20 protein-coding genes are annotated in these 22272 nt (G+C 71.8%); 9 read left to right on the top strand and 11 right to left on the bottom strand.

The window, feature by feature from the left end:
• Positions 1-127: 127 nt before the first annotated feature.
• The gene (locus BX283_RS04910; RefSeq protein ID WP_101386429.1) at positions 128-2326 is read left to right on the top strand and encodes an MMPL family transporter; all 2199 of its coding nucleotides are present in this window, start codon (positions 128-130) and stop codon (positions 2324-2326) included.
• A 3-nt stretch (positions 2327-2329) separates the two neighbouring features.
• Here the strand turns inward: BX283_RS04910 and gltX are convergent, their stop codons facing one another.
• The 3 genes from gltX to BX283_RS04895 form a co-directional block, all read right to left on the bottom strand.
• Positions 2330-3694: a glutamate--tRNA ligase gene (gltX, locus tag BX283_RS04905; protein ID WP_257581971.1), complete on the bottom strand. Its 1365-nt coding sequence runs from the start codon at positions 3692-3694 to the stop codon at positions 2330-2332.
• Positions 3695-3808: 114 nt separating this feature from the next.
• The gene (locus tag BX283_RS04900; protein WP_101386427.1) at positions 3809-4573 is read right to left on the bottom strand and encodes a hypothetical protein; all 765 of its coding nucleotides are present in this window, start codon (positions 4571-4573) and stop codon (positions 3809-3811) included.
• Between the two features lie 172 nt (positions 4574-4745).
• Positions 4746-5681 carry an RNA polymerase sigma-70 factor gene (locus tag BX283_RS04895; protein WP_101386426.1) on the bottom strand — a complete coding sequence of 312 codons (936 nt, stop codon included), beginning with the start codon at positions 5679-5681 and terminating at the stop codon, positions 4746-4748.
• A gap of 173 nt (positions 5682-5854) precedes the next feature.
• Between BX283_RS04895 and BX283_RS04890 the strand changes: the two genes are divergently transcribed.
• Positions 5855-6346 carry a carboxymuconolactone decarboxylase family protein gene (locus tag BX283_RS04890; protein ID WP_101392134.1) on the top strand — a complete coding sequence of 164 codons (492 nt, stop codon included), beginning with the start codon at positions 5855-5857 and terminating at the stop codon, positions 6344-6346.
• Here the strand turns inward: BX283_RS04890 and BX283_RS04885 are convergent.
• Genes BX283_RS04885 through BX283_RS04855 form a run of 7 tightly spaced genes read right to left on the bottom strand, consistent with a single transcriptional unit; the run spans position 6339 to position 12619 of the window.
• Positions 6339-7010 (bottom strand): HAD family phosphatase, encoded by a 672-nt coding sequence (locus tag BX283_RS04885; protein ID WP_180357054.1) that lies wholly within the window; start codon positions 7008-7010, stop codon positions 6339-6341. The two genes, BX283_RS04890 and BX283_RS04885, sit on opposite strands and share 8 nt — an antisense overlap.
• Position 7011: 1 nt before the next feature.
• Entirely contained in the window at positions 7012-7818 is an 807-nt protein-coding gene (locus tag BX283_RS04880) for an ABC transporter permease (RefSeq protein ID WP_101386424.1), read from the bottom strand.
• Entirely contained in the window at positions 7815-8582 is a 768-nt protein-coding gene (locus tag BX283_RS04875; protein WP_101386423.1) for an ABC transporter permease, read from the bottom strand. Before BX283_RS04875 ends, BX283_RS04880 begins: the two co-directional genes overlap by 4 nt.
• The gene (locus BX283_RS04870) at positions 8582-9535 is read right to left on the bottom strand and encodes an ABC transporter ATP-binding protein (RefSeq protein ID WP_101386422.1); all 954 of its coding nucleotides are present in this window, start codon (positions 9533-9535) and stop codon (positions 8582-8584) included. The genes BX283_RS04875 and BX283_RS04870 overlap by 1 nt, the downstream gene beginning before the upstream one ends.
• Positions 9532-10593: a nucleotidyltransferase family protein gene (locus BX283_RS04865; RefSeq protein ID WP_101386421.1), complete on the bottom strand. Its 1062-nt coding sequence runs from the start codon at positions 10591-10593 to the stop codon at positions 9532-9534. The genes BX283_RS04870 and BX283_RS04865 overlap by 4 nt, the downstream gene beginning before the upstream one ends.
• Positions 10590-11411: a hypothetical protein gene (locus BX283_RS04860; RefSeq protein ID WP_101386420.1), complete on the bottom strand. Its 822-nt coding sequence runs from the start codon at positions 11409-11411 to the stop codon at positions 10590-10592. Before BX283_RS04860 ends, BX283_RS04865 begins: the two co-directional genes overlap by 4 nt.
• A complete protein-coding gene (locus tag BX283_RS04855; protein ID WP_101386419.1) occupies positions 11408-12619 on the bottom strand; it encodes a pitrilysin family protein in 1212 nt (403 codons plus the stop codon). Before BX283_RS04855 ends, BX283_RS04860 begins: the two co-directional genes overlap by 4 nt.
• 358 nt (positions 12620-12977) lie before the next feature.
• On the opposite strand from BX283_RS04855, the gene BX283_RS04850 reads away from it, so the two are divergent.
• The 6 genes from BX283_RS04850 to BX283_RS04825 all read left to right on the top strand — a co-directional run bounded on the left by BX283_RS04850 (position 12978) and on the right by BX283_RS04825 (position 21220).
• Positions 12978-13808: a glucose 1-dehydrogenase gene (locus tag BX283_RS04850; RefSeq protein WP_101386418.1), complete on the top strand. Its 831-nt coding sequence runs from the start codon at positions 12978-12980 to the stop codon at positions 13806-13808.
• Complete coding sequence (locus BX283_RS04845) at positions 13805-15718, top strand: hypothetical protein (protein WP_101386417.1); 1914 nt, start codon at positions 13805-13807, stop codon at positions 15716-15718. The genes BX283_RS04850 and BX283_RS04845 overlap by 4 nt, the downstream gene beginning before the upstream one ends.
• Before the next feature lie 39 nt (positions 15719-15757).
• Entirely contained in the window at positions 15758-16522 is a 765-nt protein-coding gene (locus tag BX283_RS04840) for a hypothetical protein (RefSeq protein WP_101386416.1), read from the top strand.
• A complete protein-coding gene (locus BX283_RS04835) occupies positions 16519-17742 on the top strand; it encodes a hypothetical protein (RefSeq protein WP_101386415.1) in 1224 nt (407 codons plus the stop codon). The genes BX283_RS04840 and BX283_RS04835 overlap by 4 nt, the downstream gene beginning before the upstream one ends.
• Entirely contained in the window at positions 17739-18140 is a 402-nt protein-coding gene (locus tag BX283_RS04830) for an NUDIX domain-containing protein (RefSeq protein WP_101386414.1), read from the top strand. The genes BX283_RS04835 and BX283_RS04830 overlap by 4 nt, the downstream gene beginning before the upstream one ends.
• Before the next feature lie 89 nt (positions 18141-18229).
• Positions 18230-21220: a BTAD domain-containing putative transcriptional regulator gene (locus BX283_RS04825; RefSeq protein ID WP_257581969.1), complete on the top strand. Its 2991-nt coding sequence runs from the start codon at positions 18230-18232 to the stop codon at positions 21218-21220.
• Positions 21221-21238: 18 nt separating this feature from the next.
• Here the strand turns inward: BX283_RS04825 and BX283_RS04820 are convergent, their stop codons facing one another.
• Positions 21239-21421: a hypothetical protein gene (locus tag BX283_RS04820; RefSeq protein ID WP_101386413.1), complete on the bottom strand. Its 183-nt coding sequence runs from the start codon at positions 21419-21421 to the stop codon at positions 21239-21241.
• Positions 21422-21666: 245 nt separating this feature from the next.
• Between BX283_RS04820 and BX283_RS04815 the strand changes: the two genes are divergently transcribed.
• The gene (locus BX283_RS04815; RefSeq protein WP_101386412.1) at positions 21667-22242 is read left to right on the top strand and encodes a PadR family transcriptional regulator; all 576 of its coding nucleotides are present in this window, start codon (positions 21667-21669) and stop codon (positions 22240-22242) included.
• The last annotated feature ends 30 nt before the right edge of the window (positions 22243-22272 follow it).

The raw sequence follows: 22272 nt of genomic DNA, 5'->3' as shown, positions 1-22272 counted from the left end.
GTATCGCCAGGCCGGTCCGGCCCATCAAGCGAACAGGCCGGAAAGCTGGCCGAGTTGTGCCGCAGACAGGACACCGGTCCGTGCGGTACGTCGGAGCAACGCCCGCTCCACGATCGGAGGACCCCCCATGTTCGACCGCGTCAGCGCGTTGCTGTACCGGCGACGCGCGGCCGTGCTGTGGGTGAGCGCGGTTGTCGTCGTACTGGCCGGAATCGGCGGCCTGGGGGTGGAGAACCGGCTGGTCCACGGCGGGTTCGCGGATCCCGGGGCGCAGTCCTCCCATGCCGAGCGCCTGGTGGCCGAGCACTTCCCGGGCACCGACGACGACCTGGTGCTGCTGCTGAGCGGCGCCGGTCCGGTCGATTCGGCGCAGTCGGTCTCGCTGGGTACGGAACTGACCCGGCGGGCGGAGCGGACCCCCGGCGTGCGGGCGGCCACCTCGTACTGGAGAGCCGGGCGCGCCCCCTCGCTGCGCTCCCGGGACGGCTCCATCGGGCTCGTCACCCTCTCCCTGCGCGGCGACGAGGACGACCGGGCGAAGACCGCCGAGCGGCTGGTGCCGGACGTGCGACGGCACGCGCGGGGGCTGACGGTGATGGCGGCCGGGTCCGCGCAGGTGCAGTCGGAGGTCGGCAAGCAGACCGCGCACGACCTTCTGCTCGCCGAGGCGATAGCCACACCGATCACCCTCGTCCTCCTCCTGCTGATCTTCGGCAGCGCTGTGGCCGCCGCTCTGCCGCTGGTCATCGCGGTGCTGTCGATCCTGGTGAGCCGGGCGATGCTCAACGCGCTGGCGGGCACCGTGTCGATCTCGGTGTACTCGATGAACTCCACCACCGCGCTGGGCCTCGGACTCGCCATCGACTACAGCCTGTTCATCCTCGCCCGCTTCCGTGAGGAGCTGCGCACCGGCGCCACGGTGCGCGAGGCCCTGGTGCCGACCGTGCGCAGGGCCGGGCGGACGGTCGCGTTCTCCGCTCTCACCGTGGCGCTGTCCCTCGTCGCCCTGCTGGTCTTCCCCCAGTTCTTCCTGCGGTCCTTCGCCTACGGCGGGATCGCGGTGGTCCTCACCGCCGCCGCGGGTGCGGTCTTCGTGCTGCCCGCGCTGCTCGCCGTCCTGGGCCACCGGGTCAACCGCTACGACGTCTTCGCCCGGTGGCGCGGTGCCGCGCCGCCCACCGCCCCCGAGAACGGACGCTGGTACCGCTTCGCGATGGCGGTGATGCGCCGCCCGGCCCTCTACGGAGGCGCCGTGATCGTGCTGCTGCTCGTCCTCGCCTCCCCGTTCACCCGGGTCTCCTCCGGCCTCTTCGACGACCGCTCGCTGCCCGCCGACTCCCAGGTGCACCGCGCCACGCAACTGCTGCGCGACCGCTTCGACGCGGGCGTGCTGGGCACGGTGCCGGTGGTGGTCCAAGGCGCGGGGCCCGGCCTGGACTCCTACGCCCGCACCCTGTCCACCGTGCACGGCGTACGCCAGGTGACCGCGTCCACCGGCGCCTACGCGGGCGGCCGCCGGGCACAGGAGCCCGGTCCGGGTTCCGCCGCCCTCGTGGACGGCGACACCGCGCTGCTCTCGGTGGTCTCCTCGGTGGAGCAGGACTCCTCCGCCGGGACCCGACTCGTGGGCCGGTTACGGAACGTGGAGCCGCCCGACGGCACCGAGGGGGTGTGGGTGGGCGGCCGGGCCGCCGAGGTGAAGGACAGCACCGCGGCCATCACCCGGGCCACCCCGGCGGCGATCGGCATCGTGGTGGGTTTCTCCCTGGTGCTGCTGTTCCTGTTCACCGGGAGCGTTCTGATGCCGCTGAAGGCGCTGGTGCTCAACACCCTCAGCCTCAGCGCCACGTTCGGGGCGATGGTGTTCGTCTTCCAGGAGGGCCATCTGTCGTCCCTGGTGGGCAGCCCGCTGCACACCGGCACCCTGGACGCCACCATCCCGATCCTGACGTTCTGCGTGGCCTTCGGCCTCTCCATGGACTACGAGGTGTTCCTGTTGTCCCGTATCCGCGAGCGCTACCTGCTCACCGGCGACAACACGGAGTCGGTGGCCTTCGGCCTCCAGCACACCGGCCGCATCATCACGGCCGCGGCGGTCCTGGTGGCCGTGGTCCTGTTCGTCTTCGCGGTCTCCGGGGTGACGCTGCTCAAGCTGCTCGGCGTCGGCCTGGCCCTGGCGGTGATCCTGGACGCGACCCTGGTCCGCGCCGTACTGGTCCCCTCCTTCATGCGGCTGGCGGGCCGCGCCAACTGGTGGGCCCCGGCGCCGCTGCGCCGCCTCCACGACCGGGCGGGGTTGCGGGAGGACGCGGACGACGGGGCCTGACGGCTACTTCGCGAGCTTCGCCAGCGCGGCATCCAGGCGCGCCAGTGTCCTCTCGCGCCCCAGGACCTCCAAGGACTCGAAGAGCGGCAGGCCCACCGTCCTGCCGGTCACCGCGACGCGCACGGGCGCCTGGGCCTTGCCCAGTTTGAGGCCGTGGGCCGCGGCGACCTCTTCCAGAGCCGTCTTGAGGGACTCGGCGTCCCACGGCGTGGTGGCGTAACGCTCCCGGGTGTCCTTGACGATCGCGTCGGCGCCCGGCTTCATCGCCTTCGTCCACGACGCCTCGTCGTCCACCGGCTCGGCGAGGAACAGCCAGTCGACGTACTTGGTGATCTCGCTGAGCACGGTGATGCGCGTCTGGGCCAGCGGGGCCAGGGTCGCGAAGGCGGGGGCGTCGAAGGACTCGGGTGCCCAGGTCGCGTACGGCTCGGTCAGCCATGGACCGCACGCCTCGATGAACTCCTCGGGCGACAGATCGCGTACATACGCGCCGTTGAAGGCGGACAGCTTCTTCACGTCGAAGAACGCCGACGAGCCGTTGACGTCCTTGACCCGGAACAGCCGCTCCAGCTCCTGCGGCGGCCGGATCTCCATGTCGCCGCCGGGGCCCCAGCCCAGCAGCATCAGATAGTTGACCATCGCCTTCGGCAGATAGCCCTCGGCGAGGTAGTCCTCCAGCGCGACCTTGTCGCGCCGCTTGGACAGCTTCTGCCGCTTCTCGTTCACGATCACCGGCAGATGCGCCCACACCGGCGGCGCCGCCCCGAGCGCCTCCCACAGAAGCTGCTGCTTCGGCGTGTTCGACAGGTGCTCCTCGCCCCGGATGACCTGGGTGATCCCCTCGGCCAGGTCGTCCACCACGTTGGCCAGCAGGAAGACGGGCGAGCCGTCGCCGCGAGCCACGACGAAGTCCTCGATGGCGGAGTTCGGGAAGGCCGGCTCGCCCCGGACCAGGTCCACGACGACGGTCGCGCCCTCGTCGGGGGTACGGAACCGCAGCGCCCGCCCCTCCGCGTACTCCAGACCGCGCTCCCGGCAGAAGCCGTCGTACCCGAGCTGCTGCGAACCGGTCCGCTGCTGGATCTGCTCGCGGGTGCAGTCGCAGTAGTAGGCGCGTCCGGTCGCGTACAACCGCCGCGCGGCCTCGCGGTGCCGGTCGGCGTTGTGCGACTGGAAGTACGGTCCCTCGAAGGCGGGGTCGGCCTCGGAGATCCCGATCGACGCGAGCGCGTCGATGATCCCGCGCGTCCACTCGGGCTTGTTGCGCGCGGCGTCGGTGTCCTCGATGCGCAGGACGAACGTACCGCCGGACTGTCGCGCGACGGCCCAGTTGTAGAGAGCGGACCGGGCTCCGCCGACGTGGAACATTCCTGTCGGGGAGGGAGCGAAGCGAACACGAACCGGGGTAGTGGGCATGAGGGGAGATTACCGATCTCCGGCGTGGCCCCGCTCGCCGATACCTGCCTGACGCGCGCGTCCCCGCTACATCGGGATCTGGTAGCGATTCACCAGGTAGCGGCAGGTGTCGGCCACCTGCTGGTCGCTCAGCGCCGCGTCGCAGACGACCGCGGAGGCCACCAGCCCCTGGAGCACCTGGCCGTGGTCGGGGCGGTAGCCCAGGACCGGCGTGGACCAGCCGACGGTACGGACGCGGTCGTCCCTGCGCAGCTCGTACGGGTACCCGTTGGTGTACGTCTGGAGCCTGCGGGCCGCACCCGCGGTGCAGCGGACGGTGTACACCGCCCAGTCGTTGTCCGACTCGGCCGAGCGGGACATGTGGAAGGCGTCGACCATGCCGAAGAGCGACTGTACGGACCAGGGCATGACGTCGTTGCGGACGATGAGATCCACGGTCAGCTGACGCACGTCCGACCAGTAGTCGCCGTCCGTCGGGCCGAACTGGAAAGGCGAGCAGGGCAGGGTCACCGTGGCCTCGCTCGTCGGCCCACCGGCCGGGGAGGGGACGCGGGTGCGGCAGCCCCACCGCCGGCCGGTGACCGAGGCGTCGAGCATCCCGCTCAGATCCGCCCAGTGGCCGTCACTGAGCGGCCGGTCATGGGTGACCCGGCGCAGCCCGAAAGTCAGCGGAGGCGTCGCCCCGATGGCCCGGAGCGCGCTCGTCCGTCCTCCTTCACCGACGATACGGACCCTGTTGCGGTCGACGAGGACGGAGCGCAGGAATTCATAGGGCTGGGGGTCGGCGGGGACGAAGACGACCCCGCCCGCGTTCTCGTCCAGCGCGTCCACCGCGTTCTGGAACGCGTCGAGCGGCCGGCGGGGCCGGGAATGGCGTTGAAGTCACGGACATTGACGAATACGGGGGCCTCGGGCGCCATGATCCGAGGCTAGCCAAGCCCAGTGCGGGGGAACAGGCCTCAACTCCTCTTCGTATGAGGTGACTTGCGATGCCCCTGATCGGCTATCGGCGCAGGGTGGTCTCCCGCCGCATGTGCGAGAGTTTCGCGGGATTGCGCACCGCGTAGAGGCCGGTGATGAGGCCGTCGTCCATGCGCAGCGCCACGACGGTGTCGACCTCGCCGTCGAGCCGCAGGACCAGCGCGGGGTAGGCGTTGACCTGGGCCGGGCGCAGCGCCGACGCACTCATTCGGCCGAGCCCGGCGGCCAGCAGGCGGGCCACCTTGTCGGCCCCCGTGACGGGCTGCGGGACGGCCTGCTTGACGCCGCCACCGTCGCCGAGGAAGACGACGTCCGGCGCGAGGATGTCGAGCAGGCCCTGTATGTCGCCCGTCGCCGCCGCCCGTTGGAAGGCGTCGAGGGCGCTCTGGGTCTGGGTGCGGGTCACGGTCCCGCGCGGTCGGCGCGCCGTGACGTGGGCGCGTGCCCGGTGGGCGATCTGGCGGACCGCCGCCGGGCTCTTGCCGACGGCCTCGGCGATCTCGTCGTACTCGACGGCGAACACCTCGCGCAGCACGAACACCGCCCGCTCGGTCGGTGTGAGCGTCTCCAGGACCAGCATCATCGCCATCGAGACGCTGTCGGCCAGTTCGACGTCCTCGGCCACGTCGGGCGCGGTGAGCAGCGGTTCGGGCAGCCAGGTGCCGACGTAGGACTCCTTGCGGCGGCCGAGTGTGCGCAGCCGGATCAGCGCCTGGCGCGTGGTGATCCGGACCAGGTACGCCCGCGGCTCCCGCACGGCGGCGAGATCGACGCCCGCCCACCGCAGCCAGGTCTCCTGCAGGACGTCCTCCGCGTCGGCGGCCGAGCCGAGCATCTCGTAGGCGACGGTGAACAGCAGGTTGCGATGGGCGACGAACGCCTCGGTGGCGGCGTCCGCGCGTCCGCCCTCGGCGAGCTCCGCCGTGTCCTCGGTCCGCTCCACATGCTCGGTCTTCACCAGCTGCTCCTGCCTGTTCGCTCTCGACGGTGGCACGCGCACAAGACACCGGAGCCCACCGTTTCGTGACACGTCCGGGCGGTGGCGCTCGTCACAGCACCGCCGCGTCACAAGGAGCGCGCCACCGGCATCTGGTGTTCGTACACGCACCGACCACGAGTGAGGACGAAGTCATGGACACCGACCCCCGGTTCAACCTGTTCGAGAACGAGTTCGGCTCCAAGTTCGCCAAGCGGTTCGCCAACGCCGGACTGCTGGTCCAGCAGTCGTCGCTGGCGGCGTCCACGCAGGAGCTGGTGTCGCTGCGCGCCAGCCAGATCAACGGCTGCGGCTGGTGCATCGACCTGCACACCAAGGAGGCCGCGGCGGCCGGTGAGAGCGCCGTACGGCTCAACCTGGTCGCCGCCTGGCGCGAGTCCACCGTGTTCACCGAGGCCGAGCGGGCCGCGCTGGCCTTCACCGAGGAGAGCACCCGGCTCGCCGACGTCCACCAGGGCGTGTCCGACGAGACCTGGGCCCAGGTGCGCGAGCACTACGACGACGACCAGACCGCCGCGCTGGTCTCGCTGGTGGCCCTGATCAACGCGGCCAACCGGCTCGCCGTGCCGTTGCGTCAGAAGGGGGGTTCCTACGAGGTCGGCATGTTCGCGGCCGCGGTCAGCTGACCGGGAGCAGGCTCCGCAGCAGTTCCGGCTCGGCCAGGGTGGTGTAGAGCGCGTCGCCGCCCAGGGCCGGGCCGGGCGAGGAGGGCACGGCGACCACGTACAGGCCCGCCGTCCGGGCGGAGCGGACGCCGATCGCCGAGTCCTCCACGGCCACCGCATGGCCGGGTGCGACCCGGAGCCGTTCGCAGGCGGTGCGGTAGAGGTCGGGCGCCGGTTTGGGGCGGTCGACGTCGTCGCTGCCGAGGACGAGCTCGAACGCGTCGGCCAGGCCGACGCGTTCGAGGTGCCGGACGACGGCGCGGCGCGGCGAGTTGGAGACCACCGCGAGCGGGCGGGTCGTGGCCAGCCGGGCGACGAACTCGGCCGCGCCGGGCATGGCGGTGACGCCTTCGTCGAGATTGGCGGAGACAAGTCCGCGGACCTGTCCGGCGAGCTCCTCGTGCTCGGTCGGTCGCCCGAGCAGTCGGCCCAGGGCCCGGCCCAGCTCGGTGAGGTGCAGTCCGACCAGGGCCTGCCGGTCCGCGTCGGCCAGCGACACTCCGTGCCGGGCGCAGACGGCCGCGCAGGCGCGGTCCCAGTGCGCCTGGGTGTCGACGAGGGTGCCGTCGCAGTCCAGGACCACGGCGTCGGTGGGCGGTACGCGGGTGGTGCGGGTACGGATCACGTCAGGCACCCGTTCCCATCGAGCCCGAGCGGCGGCCCCGACGGGCCATCAGGCGGAACACCCAGGAGGCCGCGACGAGCCAGCCGATACCGAGCAGCACGGCCCAGCAGGCCGGAACCAGGGCGGGGCCGGTGCCGCCGCTGACGGAACGTATCGCCTTGAGGGTCTGGGTGAGGGGGATCGCCTGTGCCACGGCCCGTACCCAGTCGGGCCAGTACGAGGTCGGCACCTGGACTCCGCACACCGCCATCATCAGCAGATAGGTGGCGTTGGAGATGATGTTGCGGGCGCCGTCGGCGTTGAAGGCCACCGCGGCGACGAACAGGCCGAAGCAGTAGGTGGTCGCCGAGGTGAGGACGACCAGCGCGGTGACGGGCAGGATCTGCCCGGCCCGCCAGTGCACGCCGAACGCCGGTCCCAGGCCGAACAGCGCGGCCAGTGAGGTGAGCGTCCCGCTGACCGGCCACTGCAGGCTGCGGCCGATGAACACCCAGGACAGCGGGGCCGGTGCCGCGGTCAGCAGGGTCAGGGTGCCGACCCGGCGTTCCCAGGTGGTGGAGACGATGACCATCATCGACTCGATGACGCAGGTCATGACCGCGTTGCCGACGAGCAGATAGCGCGTCTGGTCGGCGGAGCCGATGACGTGGCCGAAGAAGGCGAAGAAGGTGACCTGGGCCAGCATCCGGCCCAGCCAGCCGAACGTCCAGGTCTTCCAGGTGTACATATGGCGCATGTCGGCCAGCGCGTTGGCGGCGCTGTAGCGGATGATGCGCGCGGGCGCGGTGATCGACGCGGTGAGGCTCATGAGTGGGACAACGTTCCTAGTCGGCGGACTCGACGCAGCACGCGGTGCAGCAGCGCCATTCCGATCAGATGGCTCACGGCGCCCAGCGCCAGGACAGCGGCGAGGCGGGCGGCGACGTCGTGCGGGGCCGGTGCGGCCAGGCTGTCGCGCAGCAGGTCGCCGCTCCAGGACAGGAAGATCAGATGGGATGCCGGCCGGAGCCAGAACGGCAGCATCGCCACCGGGATGAGGACACCGCTGAGCAGGTAGAACGGGTAGGTGAGGGTGTTCTGGACGGTGCGGGCCGAGGGCATCAGGATGAACAGCGGCGAGAAGATGGTCGCGGTGGCGGCCATCGCCAGCGCGGTCACCACCAGGCACAGCACGAACGGCAGCGGGTGGCGCACCGCCAGCCACCGGTCGAAGACGAGCCCGGCGACCAGCCACGCCTCCGCGAAGGACAGCAGACCGAGGGTGGTCACCGCGCAGATCCGCCCGATCACCAGGGTGGAGAGCCGCGCCGGTACGGCGATCAGCGCTTCCAGGGTGCCCGACCTGCGCTCGTCGCCGATCAGCTCGCCCGCGATGAACAGGGCCAGCGTCCACAGCGACATGAGGGTCGGGGAGACGATGGCGAACGGGGCGAGGTCGGGCCGCTCCGCGTGCTCCGCGATGGCCATGAAGACCAGCGTGAACAGCGGGGCGGTGACACAGATCTGCAAGGTGTCCGGGGAGCCCCAGGCGACCCTGAGCTGGAACCGGAAGCCGGTGAGGAAGATCCGCATCAGCCGACCGCCATCCCGCGGTCGCCGATGAGGTGGAGATAGGCGTCCTCCAGGTTCGGCCGCTGGGTGGACAGGTCGGACACCCCCGCCTCCACCAGGAGTCGCAGTACGGTACGGGTCACCGACGAGTCGGCGGTCTCCACCCGGAGCCGGCCGGACGGCTCCTGCTCGACCGAGACGACGCCCGGCAGCGCGGCGAGCGCCTCCCGCGTCCGTGCCGGTACCGCGCCCGCCACCACGCGTTCGTGACGGGGCACCACCTCGCCGATGGCGGAGGGGGTGTCGGTGAGGAGCACGCGCCCCTGGTCGATCATGGTCACCAGGTCGCAGACCGCCTCGGCCTCGGCCATGTCGTGCGTGGTGATCAGCACGGTCCTGCGCTCCGCGCGCATCTCGCCGACGAGCGAACGGAAGTCGCGGGCGGCCACCGGGTCCATGCCCACGGTGGGTTCGTCGAGGAGCAGCACGCGCGGATCGCCGACCAGCCCGCGGGCCAGATGCAGCCGCTGCTTCATCCCGCGCGAGAAGGTGTCGACGCGGTCGCCCGCGCGGTCGGCCAGGCCGAGCCGCTCCAGCAGCTCGTCGACCCGCAGCCGCAGCGGGGCGCCGTGCAGTCCGTACATCGCGGCCCAGAACCGCAGGTTCTGCCGGGCGTTGAGCCGCCCGTACAGACCCCGGTCGCCGCCGAAGACGATCCCGATGTGGCGGCGGACGGCCGCCGCGTCCGTGGCGGCGTCGTGGCCCAGCACCTTGGCGCTGCCGGAGGTGGCTTCGAGGACGGTCGAAAGGATCTTGCACAGGGTGGTCTTGCCCGCGCCGTTGGGGCCGACCAGGCCGCGCACCTCGCCGAGTTCGACGGTCAGGTCCACGTCGCTGAGGGCCTGGGTGCGTTTGCCGCCGGCCCGGCCCACGCCGTAGTCGCGGCACAGCGCGCGTATCTCGATGGCACTCATCGGGGTCCTTCGGGCAGATGGGGGAGGGCGGCGAGCGCCGCCTCGTAGCGGGCCGGCGCGACCAGCTCGGACTCGACGAGGAGGTAGTCGCCGACCGGGGTCAGCATCAGGGTGTCGCCGCCCGCGTGGTGCTCCACCGCGCGCCGCCAGTCGGGGCGTTGCGCCCGGCGCAGCTCCATGCCGTAGCGGACCCGGGTGGTCGGCGCGGTCTCCGGGGTGGCGGCGGCGCGCAGCTCGCGCTCCTGTTCGGCGGCCGGTTCCAGCCGTCGGCGGAGCTCCTCGAACGGGCCGAGCGGCGCGCACCGTCCGGCGTGGGCGAGGAGTTCCGTCACCTCCGGGGCCAGCCGGAACTCGCGGACGGTCGCCTCGGCTTGCGCGACCGAGTCCGGGCCGACCTGGGACAGGACGATCACGTCGATCGCGTCGACGGCGTGGAACGCGCGCTGGAACTTCTCCTCGGCGATCGCGAGGAGGCTGGTGAGCACGGAGTCCGCCGGGGGCCGGGAGCGTACGGGCAGCACCTCGCCGTCCCCGAAGTAGGCGGCCGTACCCACGTCGATCTTGGCGTCGCGGTCGAGCAGGGGGTCCAGCGGCGCCCAGGACAGGGTGGCCATCATGTGCCGCTGCTCGCCGTCGACCAGGGAGTAGTCGATCGTGTCGACGGCCTGGTGGTCGAGCACCACCCGGACGACGCTCCAGAGTTCCCGCTCGCCGGAGACGACCAGATCGAGGTCGCCCGTCGGCCGCAGCACGCCCTCGGGGTAGTACTGGGCGATCGCGGGGCCCTTGAGTACGCCTACGGCGTGGGCGGCCGAGACCGCGGTGTGCAGGCGGTGGTAGCCGGCGGCGCGGGTGCGGGCGCGGCGCAGTTCGTCGGCGGATCCGGTGCCGAGCCGGTGCCCGGCCCGCTCGGCGACCGAGAGGACCAGCTGGACGAGCGTTTCCCGGGTGGCCCGGGCCCGGCGGACCAGGAAGCGCAGGTCGTCGTCGGGGGAGAGGTCGAACAACCGGTACAGCAGCGGCAGATCGACGGAGTCGGCGCGGGCGCGGGTGCTCATACGGAGGTCTCCTCGTCGGGGCGGGGGCGGCGCCAGAACCGGTGGTCGAGGCTCCAGCCGCGCTCCAGCAGGGACGCCACGACCCGGGCGCCGCTGTCGGGGCCGGTGCCGTCGTGCACGACGTTGCCGAACAGCGGCAGTTCCCGCTCGGCGGCGAAGGCGGCGCACGCGGCGACCAGTGCCGCGGTGCCGGGCCGTACGACGTCGCTCTCCTCGACCAGCAGGTCGAACAGGTCGATGAACTCGGTGCCGGTGACCTCGTCGTGGGCCTCGGTCAGCACGGAGGCGTGACCGACGGGACGGCCGTCGCGGGTCAGCAGGAAGGAGACCCGGTCGGGCGCGTCGAGTACGTTCGCGGCGGCGGCGTCGATGAGCTCCGCGGCCGGTATGTTCTCGGGCCCGTAGCCGTCGGTGATCGCACGGGCCAGCCAGTCCAGGATGAGCGTGTCGTGCTCGGGTCCGGCCGGTGTGACGGCGAGGCCGTCCGACGGGCGCGGGGCTCGCGGTACGGCGCCGGTGTAGCGGACATAGCTGACGGACGGCCGCCAGGGTGCGGGCAGTGGGGTGTCGCCGGGTGCGCGCAGCAGCAGCGCCGTGGCCCCGGGGTGGACGGCGGCGAGCCGCTGTTCCAGCTCGGCCAGGGCGCTGGGTGCGGCCAGCAGCTCCGGTGCGGCGTACTCCACCAGACAGCTCAGCTCCTGGGTGACGGGGTCGGTCTGGGCTCCCGCCACGTAGACGTGGTTGGCGATTTCGGCCCGTATCCGCTGCTCGTGGGCCCAGTCGAGGTAGGCGGGGGAGACGGTGGTGGGGGTGCTCATGACGCCTCCGGTCGTACGACGACGGTCAGCTGGCTCAGTACCTCGGCCGCCGCGGCGCGGACCTGCTCCGCGTCGACGGCGTCCAGGGCCGCCAACTCCCCGGCCAGCGACCAGTCGGCGGTTCCGGCGCGGGTGCGCTGGGCGACCATCCGCAGCTGGTCGAGGGGCGACTCGCTGTCCAGGATCAGCCGCATGCCGGCCTGTCGGCGGGCGGCCGCCAGATCGTCCGGGGCGGGGCCGGCGGAGGCCAGCTCGGCCAGGATCTCGCGCACGACGGCCACGACCGTCTCGCCGTTGCCGGGCTCGACACCGACCAGGACCCGCCATGCGCCCGCTTCCTGGTAGCCGCGGTCCCAGCAGGCGAACGAGTAGGCCAGTCCGGCCTCGTTGCGCAGTTTGCGGTAGAGCGGGGACGAGGGGCTGTCGCCGAGGAGTTGCGCCAGGATCGCGAAGCGGCGGCGCCCGGCGTCGTCGGCCGCGCTGGAGCGGGCGCCGACGCAGACCCAGCCGTACTCGTCGGGCCAGGTCACGGCGGCGTCCGTGGGCTCGGCCAGAGGGGGAAGCGCCTGGGCGGGCGGCGGGACGGCGGCGGCCGGGACGGTCCGCCCGAGGCCGTCGAGTCGCGGCAGCCGGGGCCCGATCACGACCAGCGTCATGGCGCTGGTGAGGAACCTGGTGCGGTGTCCGGCCAGGACGTCGGGGAGGGTGGTCCGGCGGATCTGCTCGACGTCGCCGCCGACCGGCCGGCCCAGCGGGTGACCGGGGAACAGCCGGGCCAGGAAGGCGTCCTGTACGACGTCGCCCGGGTCGGCCTGCGCCGCGGCGAGCTCCTGAAGGACCGCGTCGCGCTCGGTGTCGAGGACCGCGTCGGTCAACTCGGGCCGCAGCACGGCCTGGTGCAGCAGTCGCGCCACCGTATCGGCGTCGTCGGCGTGCACCTGGGCGTAGAAGAGCATGATGTCGAGACCGGTCTCGGCGTTGGCGTGGCCGCCGAGCCGTTCCACCTGCTCGCAGAACGAGGGATTCCCGTCCAGCGGGGCCGACATCAACGTGTGCTCCAGCAGGTGGGCGAGGCCGCCGTGCTCCGCTGGGTCGTCGCGTGAGCCGTAGCGGACGGCGAGGCAGATGCTGGTCGTGCGCAACCGCTCGTCCAGTAGCGCGATCGTCGGCAGCGCGGAAGGTTCGACGACGGTGGGCGAGCTTGGCATCTCGGCCTTTCCCTGGTTTTCTCGGACGGTTGGTACGGAGAGACAAAGCAGGGCGGAGCAAGTGCTCCGCCCTGCTTTTATGAGCGGAAATTACCGCTGCTTCGTCGACGTCTTGTCCAGACGCGGACGGAGCGACACCTTGTGAGCTCGCATTGTGGTTTCCTCCCTTCGTTTCTCGGTCCGTCGGGGGTGCCCCAGAAACATATGAGCATCGGAAACGCGACGTCAAGCCCGGTTTGAAGGTCTGATTCGTTTTTCTCGCCCATAGATAATTCGTTGATGAGCTGTATATGCGGGGCTACTTCGGCGTAGATCAGAGATATATGGATGCTTGCCAGGATCGGGTGCTCACCAGCAGATGAGAGGGGTTCGGCCAGCCATGACCGACCAGTTGCCGATGGCAGGCAAAAGCGCCCTGATAACCGGTGCGGGTTCCGGAATCGGCCGATCGATAGCCTGGGGCCTGGCCCGGTCAGGCGCCCGCGTGGTGCTGAACGACCGGGACTGGAGCAGTACGGATGGCCGCCGCCGGGAAAAGGAGACCCGGGAATACCTGGACGGCCTGGGAGCCGACTACCAGCTCATCGAGGCGGATGTCTCGTCGGAAGGCGAGGTGAAGGACATGTACCAGCTCGCGCTGAGCGGGACGAACTCCCTCGACTTTCTGGTGAACAACGCCGGTGAACAGCTTCCCTCGGCCACTCATCTGCATTCTCTGGCGGATTTCTCCCGCGTCCTCGACACCAATCTGGTCGGTGCGTTCCTGTGCGCCCGAACAGCGCTCGACCACTTCGTGCGCACCGGCGTCCGCGGCGCGGTCCTGAACATCACGAGCGTCCACGAGACCGTCCCCAAGCCCGGGTTCGCCAGCTACGCGGCCAGCAAGGCGGCGCTGCGGATGCTCACCGCCACCCTGGCACTGGAGTACGCGAAGCACGGGATCCGGGTCAACGCCATCGCCCCGGGCGCCATCGACACGGACATGAACCAGGACTGGGTGTCCGACCGGGACAAGAAGGCCCGGGGCGAAGCGCGCATCCCGCTGGGCCGGATCGGACAGCCCGACGAGGTGGCCGGCCTCGCCCTCTTCCTGCTCTCCGACGCCGCGCGCTACATCACCGGCCAGTCGGTGCTCATCGACGGCGGCCTCAGCCTGCACACCGACTTCCAGCACGAGTGGGCCTCATGAACGTCATAGCCCTCGACGGGGCCGACAACTCGGGGAAGACCACCCAGCTCAGGCTGCTGCGGCGGGCGACCGGGGACGAGGTGCGCATCGGCGGGAGCGTCCACCACTACCAGCCCCGATGGCCCGAGCTCTCCGGCGCCGAGCTGGCCCACTGGTGGTTCACCGGCTCGCGCAGCGAAGAGCTCGTGACGCTGCTCCTGGACGGCTACCGCAGACGGCTGGACGCGCTCACCGACCGGCCGGGCTGGGTGGTCCTGGACCGCGGCCTGGCCACGGTCGAGGCGAGCTGTGTCGCCTCCGTCATGCTCAAGGACGACTGCTCGGCGCGGGACGCCGAGGCCATGGTCGCCGGGGTGCGCGCCGAGGTCCTGGGCGAGTCGGCCCCCGAGCCGTACAGCGTTCTGCTGGGTCTGGGCCCGGCGGTCGAGGGGGCCGCGCTGAGCGTCGGACGGGAGCGAGGCGCGGACGAGCGGTACGCCCGGTACCAGTACCTGCTGCACACCGCCCTGCAAACCCGGCGGAGCCGCCACAGCGCGGTCATCGAAGCGGACCGGGCCGACATCGTCGATGTGCAGAACCAGTTCCGGTCCCATCTCTCCCAAGTCGGCCTCCAGGTAAGGCCGTTGCTGGGCGGTGTCCGGCGGGTCATCGGCCTCGGTGGTATGTCGGAGAGCGGCAAGAGCAGTGCCGGAGAGTATCTGCGCCGCCGGTTCGGCACCACCCGGCTGAAGCTGGGCTATCTGATCGAGCTGGCGGCGGCCCGCAACGGGCTCACGGATCCCTACGGCGAAGAGCCCCGGCTCCTCGCCGAGCTGGTCGTCGACGAACTGGACCGGTACGCCCACGCCCACTACTACCTGCTCGACTACACCATCGAGAGCCTGCACCGCCCGGACATCACCTCGGAGCTGAAGCGCCTGCTCGGCAAGCGTCTGGACGTGGTCTACCTGGACGCCTCCCCGCAGGTACGGGCCCGGCGCTCGCTCGTCGACCCGGCGGCCCTGGCCCGCAACGACGAGGTGAAGCGGGCGAGGGGAGCCGACCGGATCGCCGCGACCTGCGACCTGCTCGTCGACAACAGCGGACCCCGGCCCGATCTGGAGGTCGTCCTTGACCGGCTGATGACCGGCGCCACCGCACGCCCGGCCGCCGAGTCCCTGCGGGTGACCGATCCACTGGAGCTGGCGGCGCCGACCGCGCTGCGGCACGCCGCCGCCACCGCCCTGCACGGGATCCGGACCGCGCTGGGCGAGCGGCTGCTGCTGTTCGCCGTGGCCGGCAGCGTCGGATTCGGCACCGCCGACCCCGAACTCAGCGATCTCGACGTCCTGCTGGTCGTCGAGTCCGGCTGCACCACCGACCTGGCCGCCGAACTGGCCAGGTTGCGCGGCGAGTCGGACGTCAAACTAGGCATCACCGTGCTGACCCGCCACGAGCTGCTGCTGCAGCGCTGCGACTCGCGTACGTACAGTGCGCTGTACTCGCTGGGGCAGGGCCGGATCGCCTGCCAGTACGTCGGCGCGGACCTGGAACTTCCGGCCTTCACCGGAACGCAGCGCCACCAGCGGACCATCGAGTACCTGGCCCGGACCCTGCACGAGATCCGGCGCCCCCTGCTCGGCGTGGAGACGAGCCGCTACCGCCTGTACAAGTCGGTGCTGAACGCCGCCAAGATGCTGCTCCGGCTCGCCGGTGTCGAGGAGACCGACCCGGCCGCCATCTCCGCCGAGTTCGAGCGGATGTTTCCGGCGCAGGGCAGGATCCGCATCCCCGACCGGGACGAGTACCGGGAGTCGGGGCTCGACGAGATCGCGGCGCTCGCGTCGTCCGTCCTGCACTGGTTCGAGGAGTACCTGGCCTCCGCCCCCGCGCCGACAGTCGCCGACCTGGCGCCCCTGACCGCCGTCTGACCCGTAGGAACACCGCATGATTCGTAGGAGTACCGCACTGTGAAGATCGACGACGACGTTCCCGACCCGGGCGAGGTCATCCGGCCCTACCCCCGGCTGGCTCCGGTGCGCAATATCGGCGCCGCGGCCGCCGCGGCCGTGTCGCCGTACCGGCTCATCGCGGTGGAGGGGTCCGACGGGGCCGGCAAGACCACGCAGATCGAGCTGCTGAAGGCGGCGCTCACCGCCGACGGCTGGGACGTGAGGGTGTGCGCGTTCATCAGGAACCCGCTCATCTGGCATTCCAAGGCGCGCGGCAAGTACGACAACTGGGATCCGTACACCATGGCGCTGATGTACGCCTCCTCGCTGGTCGACCTCGTCAACCGGGAGGTGCTTCCGCACCTCGCCTCGGGCGGTGTGGTCATCATGGACCGCTACCTCTACTCCGTCATGGGCCGCTCGGAGGCCCGTGGCTGCGACCGGCAGTGGCTGACGGACCTCCTCGCTCCGGCCACCCTGCCGCACCGCACCCTGCATCTGCGCACGCCCGTCGCGGAGTGCTTCGACCGCAAGGCCGCGCTGTCGACGACCTTCTCGTACTGGGAGTGCGGGGTGGACGTGCACGGCGACGACGGGCTGCGGTTCGCCGGGCCCAAGGAGGCCTACCGGGACAGCTTCATCGCCTACCAGCAGCGCGTCCAGGACATCGTCGAGGACCTCCTGAAGGACACCGACGCACTCGGCCTGCCGCGAGCCGAGCGGGAGACGACGGCGGCCCGGGCGGCGGACTGGGTGCGCGCCGGTCTGGCCGGGTCCCCGTGACCGCGCCGACCACCGCGGCCTCTGTGCGGCAACTGCTGGCCGACCGGGCCGACGCGCGGGACTGGGCCGGGGTGGAGGCGCTCAGCGGTGTCGAGGTGCTCGCTCCCGTGCCGTCGGCCTCCGGCTCGCGTGCGGCCGTCTGGCGGCACGCGCTGGCGTCCCGGGGCTACCGCGTCACCGACGTGAGCGAGCTGAAGAACTCGACCTGCGGTTTCGTCCAGCGGGACGGACGGCCGTACTTCTTCAAATACGTCCGCGCCCACAGCGCCGTCGCCGAACTCGCCGGGTATCTGGAGTTCGGCGCCGCGGGCAACCGGGTGCCGGCCCTGCTGTCCTTGCTGCGTACGGAGGCGGGGACGGTCATGGTGTACGAGTACCTCCCCTCGATGGGGTTGGGGCGGGGCACCCTGTTCGACCTGCTGTGCCGGGCCGAGCGGGCCGGGACACTGCTGCCGGAGCGGGAGGTGGGGCCGCTGCTCGACCGGATCCGGGCGAACTGCGGCTACCGTACGGTGAGTTCGTCCTCGCCCATCGACGCCTTCTTCGGCCGCCGTGTCACCGAGCGGCTCGTCCCCTGGTACTTCGCGCGCCAACGGCCGTGGCTGGACCAGCGGGTGGTGGTCAACTCGGTGCCGCAGGGTGTGACGATGCGGGACGCGTTGGAGGGCACCGCGGCCTTCTTCGAAAACCTCGGCGTACGCGCATGCATGCTGTCCCAGGGCGACTTCAGCGAGACCAACGTGGGCAGGGGAGCGGTCTTCGTCGATCTGAGCAACGCCGGACACAACGATGTGCGCGGGGAGTTGGCGACCGCCTTCTGGTCGCTCTTCCTCGGCGGCGGATACCTGTTCCCCAAGTACCATCCGGCCGCCTACCGGTGGCGGGAGGCCCCGTTCGCCGACGCGGCGCCGCTGTGCCGGGCACGCCTGGAGCCCCGTACGGCGACGCTCCACATCGACTTCGCACACCGGCTCTCGCCCGCGCGGGCCGATCTGCTCGGCCGTCTGCTGGACGTCTTCGCCGACGCCTTCGGGCCTGAGCTCTTCGACCGGGCCCTGGCCCCGTACCTGGTCATGCGGGCGGTCGGGGTGCTCGACCTGGACACCCTCGACCCCGCCGACCGGGCCGCGTGCACCACTCTGGTACTGCGTTTCTGGAACGAGCGCGACGACCTCGGTAACGTCCTGCGCACACTTGTCGATCATGGGAGGACCCGATGAAGTCCCGGGCCGTGGCGATCGTCCGCGAGGGCGACGCCGTGCTGCTGATCCATCGCCGCAAGGGCGGCGCGGAGTACTACACCCTGCCGGGCGGAGGCGTCGAGGAGGGGGAGACGCCCGAGCAGGCGTGCGTACGCGAACTGGCCGAGGAGACCGGGCTGCGCGCCGCCGTGGAGTTTCTTCTGCACACCTTCGACAACGCGGGCCGCACCGAGCACTACTTCGTGATGGGACCGGCCGCGGGGACGCCGCGTCTGGGCGGTCCGGAGAGCGAGCGGGAGTCCGGCGACAACCAGTACCGGCTGGTGTGGGTGCCGCTGGCCGACGTGGCGTCCATCGGGCTGAAGCCGGACGCCATCGCAGCGCACCTGGTCGCCATCCCCAACACCGTAAGATGATCCTCCGTTTACCGGCTCGCGCCAGACCGCTGGAGACCAGCAGCCGGTGAAATTGTTGCGCGTGCGCCGGGGGAACTGTGGAATTCTTCGTGCTCGGATCCTTGGGCATTCAGCTCGGCGAGAGCGTCGTGCCCGGAGGTCCGCCCCAGCAGCAGGCGACGCTCGCCGCGCTGGCGCTGCGCTCCGGCCACGTCGTCCCCCTGCACGAGCTGATGGGCGCCGTATGGGGCGAGGCGGCACCCGGCTCCGCGGTGATGATCCTGCGGACCTACGTATGGCGGCTGCGCAAGATCCTGGAGAGCGGCGGCTGCGATCCGCAGGTCCTGGCCTCCGTCAACGACGGCTACCGGCTCGCCGTGCCACCCGAGTCGGTGGACGCGTTCCGCGCCGAGCGGCTGGCCGCGGACGCGGCGCGCGCCCGCGAGGCCGGACGCCACGACGAGGCGGCCGCGCTGCTGGCCGAGGCCGTGGGACTGTGGCGTGGGGAGCCGCTGGCGGGGGTGCCGGGGCCGTTCGCCGAGCAGCAGCGCTCCCGGCTGTCCGAACTGCGCCGGCAGCTGCTGGAGGAACGGTTCGCCCTCGACCTCCTGCTGGGGCGGCACACCCAGGTCGTCCCGGAGCTGACCGCGTTCATCGCCGAACAGCCGCTGCGTGAGCGGCCCTACGGGTTCCTGATGCGGGCGCTGTACGCCGCCGGGCGCCAGGGCGACGCGCTGGCCGTGTTCGGGACGGCGCGCGAGGTGCTCGCGGCGGAGCTGGGGCTGGATCCGGGGCCGGAGCTGCGCACGCTGCACCAGCGGATCCTGGCCGGAGACGCCGACCTGGTCGCGCCGGCCCAGACTCCCCCCGCGTCGCCGTCCACCACCGAGGAGCCCGCCGAAGCCGGGGGTGCGGGCCCGGCGTCCCTTCCGCGCCCGGCGCAGCTCCCCGCCGACATCGCCGACTTCAGCGGCCGGGCCGCCACGCTCGCCGCGCTGTGCGGGGCGCTCGCCGATCAGGACCGCACCGCGCTGGCCGTCGCCACCGTGAGCGGTATGGGCGGCATCGGCAAGAGCGCGCTGGCCCTGCGGGTGGCCCATCGCGTCAAGGAGGAGTTCCCCGACGGCCAGCTCTACGCGGACCTGCGCGGCACCGGTGCGGAGCCGGCCGACCCCGGTGCGGTACTGGCCAGCTTCCTGGCGGCGCTGGGTGTGCCGAGGCAGGAGGTGCCCGGCTCCGTGGAGGACCGCGCCCGGCTGTTCCGTACGGTCCTGGACGGCCGCAGGGTTCTCCTGCTGCTCGACGACGCCCGCGACACCGCACAGGTCAAGCCGCTGCTGCCGGGCGCCGTCCACTGCGCGGTCGTGGTGACCAGCCGGGCCCACCTCTCCGGTGTGCCGTCCGGCACCCATGTCCAGCTCGCCGAGTTCAGCCCGGCCGAAGCCCTCTCCCTGCTGCGGCACGTCGTCGGCGCACACCGGATTGACCAGGAGGAGGCAGCCGCGGTCGCCCTGGTCGCCGCCTGCGCCCATCTGCCGCTTGCGGTGCGCATCGTGGCCGCCCGGCTGGCGGCCCGGCCGGGCTGGACGGTGGCGTACCTGCTGGCCCGGCTGGCCGACGAACGACGGCGGCTGAGCGAACTGCGGGCCGACGACCTGGCCGTCTCCGCCGTCTTCGAGCTCGGCTACCGCCAGCTGACCGCGAGTCAGGCGATGGTGTTCCGCTCGCTGGCCCCGGTGGCCTGGCCGAGCATCGGCCTGTCCGCCGCGGCGGCGGCACTGGGCCTCGGCGAGTCGGAGACGGAGTCCCTCCTGGAGGCGCTGGTGGATGCCGCGCTGCTCGAATCGCCGGAAGCGGGACGGTACCGCTACCACGAGCTCGGCCGGGACTTCGCGCTGCACCTGCCGCGGCCCGACACCGCCGCGGGCGAGGCGGACTTCGCGGTGGAGCGCCGACTGCTCCACCATCTGCTGCGGATGGCCGCCGACGCGTTCCACCGGATGGTGCCGGGAGACCCGGCGCACAGCACGATCCCGGTCGTCACCGCGGAGCCTGGAGAGCACCGGCTCACGACCCTGGCGCAGGCGCGGGCCTGGGTGGTGGCGGAGTTCGACTGCGCCGTCCACGCAGTCCAGCTCCTGGTCGCACGCGGGGACAGTGCCGAACCGGACCTGCTGACGGTGGCGGCGGACCTGCTGGTGGCCCTCAGCTCGTTCGGCCAGGACATCCCGTACGGGCGGATGGCGCTCACGGCGAGGACGCTGGCCCGCGTCTCGGCGCAGCACGGCAACCACCACGCGGCCGGGCGCGCCCACTTCATCTGCGGCAACGCGGCACTCCAGGCGACCCAGCTGGCGCAGGCCCGGGCCGACTCCCAGCTGGCCGCCGAGGCGTGCAGCCGGGCCGGGGACCGCTCCATCCTGCAACAGGCGTACAACGACCTGGGTGTCATCGCCCAGTTCGAGCAGCGCTACGACGACGCGGCCGAGCACTTCGACCAAGCGCTCGCCCTGGCCCGGGAGCTGGGGCACCGCTCGGGCGGACTGACCACCACCCTCAACGCCGCGCTGGCCCGGATCCGCGGGGGCAGGGCCGACGAGGCGCTGCCCGCCTGCGACGAGGCGCTGAGCGCCCTGCGCGAGATGGCGGACCCCCACGGCATCGCGCACGCGCTGTGCGTACGCGGCCAGGCGCTGCACGAACTGGACCGGCTGCCGGAGGCGCTGGCCGACTACGAGCGGTGTCTGGAGGTCTGCGAGGCGGAGAGGATTCCGGGCCAGCGGGCGCAGGCCCTGTACCGCTGCGCCGAGACCCTGCGCGTCCTGGGCCGCGTCGAGTCGGCACTGGACGCGGCCGCCGGTGCGGTGGCCTACTTCCGGACCGTCCCCGACCGGAACCGGGACCGGGGCTACGCGCTGCTGATCCACGCCCGGATCTCCGCCGACGCCGGCCACCACGAGGAGGCGCTGGCCCGCTCCCGGGAGGCGCTGGAGGTCTTCACCCGGGCCGGTCTGCCCGAGGCCGCACAGGCGCGGCTGCTCATCGAGGCCACCGGGGTCATGGCGGTGCAGGGCAGGGGGGTCCGCCCTACACCGGCATGACCCCGGTGGCAGCGGCCGTCACGCCTTGGTGTTGAACTCCTCGGGGTCCTTCCCGTGGCGGGGGCCGTCGGCCAGGGAGGTCCGTGCGGTGTCACCGGAGTGGGCCGCGGACAGGACCGGTCCCGAGACGGCGATGAGGGCGGCGAGGAGGGCCGGGACGAGAACGGTCATACGGCGGGCGCCGGAGTTCAGGTTGTGCACGGGATTCCCTGTCTTTCGAGGAGGCCTACGGCTGCGACCTGGCCTGCGGGGTGTTCTGCGCCCGAGTGTCACAGCGGGGCATCTATGTTTCATATACGGCGGTCACAGCCAGGGCGGGCCGCTCGACCAAGCTCGTATATTCCCCGGGCGCGGGCGCCCCGCACCGCCCCCAGCCCCGGGTGATCCGGGTCTCACTCGGGCGGCGGCGCTGGCTATGCAACGAGTTGCATAGAAGGATCGGCGGTATGGCGCTCGAACACGCGATCCTCGTCTCCCTGCTGGAGAAGCCGGGCTCAGGCTATGAGCTGGCCCGGCGGTTCGAGCGGTCCATCGGCTACTTCTGGACGGCGACGCACCAGCAGATCTACCGCGTCCTCAAGCGCATGGAGAGCGACGGCCTGCTCGCCGTCCGCGAGGTGGCCCAGGAGGGCCGGCCGGACAAGAAGGAGTACTCCGTCGCGGGCCCCGGCCGGGCCGCCCTCTCCCAGTGGCTGCACGAGCCGATCGAACCCGAGAGCCTGCGCCACGACCTCGCCGTGAAGATCCGCGGTGCGGCCTTCGACGACCCGGCCGCGGTGCTCCACGAGGTCGAGCGGCACCGCAGGGTGCACAGCGACCGCCTCGCGCACTACCTCGCCGGAGAGCTGCGCGACTTCACCGGGCCCGCCGCCCCGGCCCCGCTCGACACCGGCCAGGAGCTCCAGCACGTCGTGCTGCGCGGCGGCATCGCGTACGAGCGGATGACGATCGCCTGGCTCGACGACGTCCTCGCCACCATCCACCGGCTGTCCACCGGCTCACCGACCACCGATGACCACTGACCGTCGACTCCGACCCCTCCGCGAAAGGCG

This window comes from Streptomyces sp. TLI_146 (genome assembly GCF_002846415.1).
Taxonomy (GTDB): domain Bacteria; phylum Actinomycetota; class Actinomycetes; order Streptomycetales; family Streptomycetaceae; genus Streptomyces.
This window is presented reverse-complemented; position numbering and strand designations above follow the sequence as displayed.

Excerpts from the sequence above, each read along its gene's own strand:
- BX283_RS04910 (WP_101386429.1), top strand. The coding sequence starts at position 128 with ATGTTCGACCGCGTCAGCGCGTTGCTGTACCGGCGACGCGCGGCCGTG.
- BX283_RS04860 (WP_101386420.1), bottom strand. The coding sequence starts at position 11,411 with ATGAGCACCCCCACCACCGTCTCCCCCGCCTACCTCGACTGGGCCCAC.
- BX283_RS04870 (WP_101386422.1), bottom strand. The coding sequence starts at position 9,535 with ATGAGTGCCATCGAGATACGCGCGCTGTGCCGCGACTACGGCGTGGGC.
- BX283_RS04875 (WP_101386423.1), bottom strand. The coding sequence starts at position 8,582 with ATGCGGATCTTCCTCACCGGCTTCCGGTTCCAGCTCAGGGTCGCCTGG.
- BX283_RS04845 (WP_101386417.1), top strand. The coding sequence starts at position 13,805 with ATGAACGTCATAGCCCTCGACGGGGCCGACAACTCGGGGAAGACCACC.
- BX283_RS04815 (WP_101386412.1), top strand. The coding sequence starts at position 21,667 with ATGGCGCTCGAACACGCGATCCTCGTCTCCCTGCTGGAGAAGCCGGGC.
- BX283_RS04880 (WP_101386424.1), bottom strand. The coding sequence starts at position 7,818 with ATGAGCCTCACCGCGTCGATCACCGCGCCCGCGCGCATCATCCGCTAC.
- BX283_RS04865 (WP_101386421.1), bottom strand. The coding sequence starts at position 10,593 with ATGAGCACCCGCGCCCGCGCCGACTCCGTCGATCTGCCGCTGCTGTAC.
- BX283_RS04890 (WP_101392134.1), top strand. The coding sequence starts at position 5,855 with ATGGACACCGACCCCCGGTTCAACCTGTTCGAGAACGAGTTCGGCTCC.
- BX283_RS04855 (WP_101386419.1), bottom strand. The coding sequence starts at position 12,619 with ATGCCAAGCTCGCCCACCGTCGTCGAACCTTCCGCGCTGCCGACGATC.
- gltX (WP_257581971.1), bottom strand. The coding sequence starts at position 3,694 with ATGTTCCACGTCGGCGGAGCCCGGTCCGCTCTCTACAACTGGGCCGTC.
- BX283_RS04850 (WP_101386418.1), top strand. The coding sequence starts at position 12,978 with ATGAGAGGGGTTCGGCCAGCCATGACCGACCAGTTGCCGATGGCAGGC.
- BX283_RS04830 (WP_101386414.1), top strand. The coding sequence starts at position 17,739 with ATGAAGTCCCGGGCCGTGGCGATCGTCCGCGAGGGCGACGCCGTGCTG.